This window comes from Candidatus Frankia alpina (genome assembly GCF_902806485.1).
GTDB classification, from domain to species: Bacteria; Actinomycetota; Actinomycetes; order Frankiales; family Frankiaceae; genus Frankia; species Frankia alpina.
Map to the genome: position 1 here is coordinate 1 of NZ_CADCWT010000361.1, position 3,520 is coordinate 3,520.

Genomic DNA, 3,520 nt, shown 5'->3' on the forward strand with positions numbered 1-3,520 from the left:
TCACAAATCGACGCCGGGAATGGCTCAGTGAGCCTGGCGAGGGTGTCTAGGCAGTGGGCGATCTGCTCGTCTGCCGGGAGCTTGAATAGCGCTGTTAGCAGCGCTGCGCCACCGCCGGGAGCCGTGTCCAGTAGTCGCGCGACCAATGCCTCGCCGAGCCGGTCCGGGCGAAGCGGGTTTAGCAATTCCGGGCCGGAGTATAAGCTGGTTAGTCATGCTGTCAGGCCCGCCCGCTCTGCGGCCACGTCGGCCAGCGGCGGGAGGATCGAAAGGAGCCTGTCTGCGTCGGGCTCTGTGACGGCTCCAGCCAGGGTTGCCAGGCCCACGGACCATTCCCGAACAGCCTCTCCGACGCCCAGCCCGGTGGAGGCGGTCGTCCGCCAGTATCTACGTTCGTGATCGAGCGCGCGGTCCACTGGCGGTCGACCACCCGGGGTCCACTGCGGCCCGGACAGCACCCGGTCGAACGCCTCGAACAGCACCTCCAAGGCCAGCTCGTAGCGATCGGCGGCAAGCGCAGCCGGCGTCGTCGTTTCACTGGCCGAAGACGATCCGGATTGGGGCGTCCGTGCGGCTGTGGATGGCGTGCCGTCCATCATCGTCGTGCCGTCCGCTAGCCACCAAGCGGCCCGGAAGTGGTCCATCGCCGCGGTGAACAGCTCGTTTCGTTGGGCTATCGCCAGGTGGGCAGTCACCGTGTCGTCGCCCTGGCTGCGGTCCAGCGCGGGACGCAGCGGCGCTCCGGCCTCGGCCCGCACCGCGGGCAGCGGGTCGCCCGAGCCGTCGGCGCCGCTGCGGCCGAGCAGTAGGACCCGTACCGGGGCCAGGTCGGAGGCATTCCGGCGCAGCTCATCCAGCACACGGCGCAGGTCCTCGGGCTCCTCCGCCTCGGCGTAGTCGACGACGACGAGCCGCGGCAGCCCGATCTCGGCCACCTGCGTGTCGCCCCCGGGGCGTCGCCAGCCGGCGATCCAGCCCGCGGCCGCCATCCGCTGGCACAGCTCGATCGCGAAGCGGGTCTTGCCCGAGCCGCCCGCACTGGTCACCCGGTCCACCGCGAACGCCGCCCCCGGGCCATCGGTGTCCTCGCACCAGCGGACGGCCGCAGCCACCGGTTCGTCGCGGAACAGGTAGGGCACCACGCCGTAGCCGGGGTGCAGCAGGTCCGAGGGCGGGGTGGCGGGCTGCCGCTCGAACTGCGCCCACGGTCGGTCCACGCAGTCCGCGGCGCCTGGCACCGGCACCACCCGGTGCCAGCGGGCGCGGGTGCGCAGCACGGCGGCCCGGTTCGACCGGCGGATCTGTTCGCCGAGCGCGGCCAGCTCGGCCGGCGGGCCGTCGCCGAAAGCGACCCACAGAGCCCCGGCGGGGCAGGCATAGCCGCCGAGCGCGTTGAACGCGTCCCGCGTCGCGGTCATCACCCCGACGACGGCCCGCCGCCCCGGACACACCAGCGGCGCGCCGCTGAGCCCGGCACCGCCTGTCCCGCCTTCAGCGTCAGGAATCCGTCGCCCTCCACCCCCTCGAAGTGGAACGACGCCGGCGAGCCGGGCGGCGTCCGGCCCTGCTCGCGCCACGGATAGCCCCAGGACTGGCACTGCAGCTCGCCGCCGGCTGGGTCGTTGTCGGCCAGCAACGCGCAGGGATGGTCCAGCTCCGCGGCCAGCCGCACGATGGCGAGGTCCGGGAACGGCCACAGCGCCGCACCGTCCGCCGACGCCGCCGAGCGGGCCACCACCGCCGCGGGCAGCGCCTCGCGGGACAGGGCCCGGTCGGCGGGCAGCAACCGAAGCTCCGAACGGTCCGCCACGACATGGGCGCAGGTGAGCACGAGTCCGGGGGCGACGAAGAAGCCGGTGCCGAGCGTCTACCCGTCTGCGGCGTCGACGCGGACCACGAGGCGGCGCAGTTCGCGGGTATCCACCCGCCCGGCGCGCACCGGGTCAGGCCCCGGCCGCCGCCGGGGAGCCGCCGCCGGCGGCTGGAAGCGAGGGGGATGGCGACGGTGGCGAGGTGGATGGCGGCGGCGGGGGTGGGCGCCGCCAGGTCATCGTGACCGTCAGGCTCGCCTCGGCGCCGCCCTCGACAATGACCGCCGCCAGCTTGCCGCTCTTCGCGGTCACGTTCACGCCGAACTCGACGCTCGCCTCGTCCGGTCGCACCGCCTGCCACGCTCGGGAGAGCTGCCCGCCGATCTCCTCCAGCGCCTGGCGAACCCCCTCGAAGGAGAATGCCCCGCCGGCCGCCACGTTCTGCGGGCCTCCCGGGCCGCTGACCTCGACGAAGAACTCCGCCTCGCCCGAACGCACCAGAATCTGCTGCGGCTTGGCGCCGCCGAGTTGTCCCGTCATGGCGGTCCCCCGACCCGGGTTGTCGGAACTATCACTGAACGTGATTTAACCATGGCGCCGTCGACCGGACGAGGGCCTCCGGGGTGGGCGGTCCGGGCCGGATCCGGGCGAGATGACTGCGCCGCCGGGTGCACCGGCGCAAGGATGTGAGGGCACGGTCCCGGGGCCGGACGTGGATGCGCAGAAGGCGGTAGACGTGGCGGACGATGACGAGCAGGCGCGGGACGATCGAGTGATCTGCCATCTGGTCGGGCGGACCGCATGGTCGGTCGGGGCGGCCGGGTATCGGCCGGCGAGTCTCGGCACCGAGGGGTTCATCCACTTCTCCGCCCCGGGGCAGATCGTGGGCACCGCCAACCGGTTCTACGCGGGACGCGACGACCTGCTGCTCGTCGTCGTCGACCCGGAACGGCTCACCGCCCCGCTGCGCTGGGAGCCGCCCGCCGCCGTCGCGCCGGCGGCTCTCGTGGCGGCGGCTCTCGTGGCGGCGGCTCTCGTGGCGGCTTCTGGGCTGGCGACGGGGGAGCTCTTCCCGCACCTGTACGGGCCGATCGATGCCGGGGCGGTCGTGGCAGTCATCCCGTTCCCGCCGGGGTCGGGCGGCACGTTCAGCGTTCCGCCCACCCTCTGGTGAGCTCCAGCCAGCACACCGTGCCGGCCCAGCGGGCGTAGCGGGGGAGGTCGGCGCCGGCCGGCAGCCGGCCGAACCGGCCGCCGGCACGGATCTCCGCCGCCGCCTGTGCGCCCAGCGGCCGTGATCACCTCCGCCGTGCGCCTGAGGTGATCAGGGCTGCATGCTGGTTAGGTCAGTAGGAAACGCCCGCCGAGTAGAGGATCTGGGAGATCTTCCGGGCCAGGGTGACGTCCAGCTCGGTGACGCCGCCGGCGGAGTGCGTCCAGACGGTGAACGTCGTGGTCCCCGGCCCGTGGTCGATCACCGGGTGGTGATCCATCTCGTCGGCCGCGCGCATCACCTCGGCGGCGATCGCGTCGGCCTCGTCACCGTCGACCATGATCTCCAGTTGGATCCGGTCGGCGTCGCCGAGCCAGCCGGGAAGCGACGTCAGTGCGTCCGCGACCTCGGTGCTGTCCAGTTTTGTCGGCATGCTGCCGCCCTCCGTCTTCGGGCCCGGCGGCTCGACGACCTCCGGGCAAGGTTCTCGCCGTAT

At 73.0% G+C, this 3,520-nt stretch carries 4 protein-coding genes and 1 pseudogene; 1 reads left to right on the forward strand and 4 read right to left on the reverse strand.

Annotated elements, in window-relative coordinates; translation table 11 throughout:
• Positions 1-212 precede the first annotated feature (212 nt).
• The 3 genes and pseudogenes from G6R25_RS22570 to G6R25_RS22580 form a co-directional block, all read right to left on the reverse strand.
• On the reverse strand, positions 213-1,418 hold the full coding sequence (locus G6R25_RS22570; RefSeq protein WP_163554489.1) for a hypothetical protein: 1,206 nt from the start codon (positions 1,416-1,418) through the stop codon (positions 213-215).
• A pseudogene (locus tag G6R25_RS22575) lies at positions 1,418-1,849 on the reverse strand (trypsin-like peptidase domain-containing protein); the annotation flags it as partial. The gene G6R25_RS22570 and the pseudogene G6R25_RS22575, both read right to left, overlap by 1 nt.
• A gap of 94 nt (positions 1,850-1,943) precedes the next feature.
• On the reverse strand, positions 1,944-2,351 hold the full coding sequence (locus G6R25_RS22580) for a CU044_2847 family protein (protein WP_163554491.1): 408 nt from the start codon (positions 2,349-2,351) through the stop codon (positions 1,944-1,946).
• A 232-nt stretch (positions 2,352-2,583) separates the two neighbouring features.
• On the opposite strand from G6R25_RS22580, the gene G6R25_RS22585 reads away from it, so the two are divergent.
• The gene (locus G6R25_RS22585; RefSeq protein ID WP_163554492.1) at positions 2,584-2,985 is read left to right on the forward strand and encodes a DUF952 domain-containing protein; all 402 of its coding nucleotides are present in this window, start codon (positions 2,584-2,586) and stop codon (positions 2,983-2,985) included.
• 172 nt (positions 2,986-3,157) lie between these two features.
• Here G6R25_RS22585 and G6R25_RS22590 read toward each other — a convergent pair whose 3' ends face one another.
• A complete protein-coding gene (locus tag G6R25_RS22590; protein WP_136447873.1) occupies positions 3,158-3,457 on the reverse strand; it encodes a 4a-hydroxytetrahydrobiopterin dehydratase in 300 nt (99 codons plus the stop codon).
• Between the last annotated feature and the right edge of the window lie 63 nt (positions 3,458-3,520).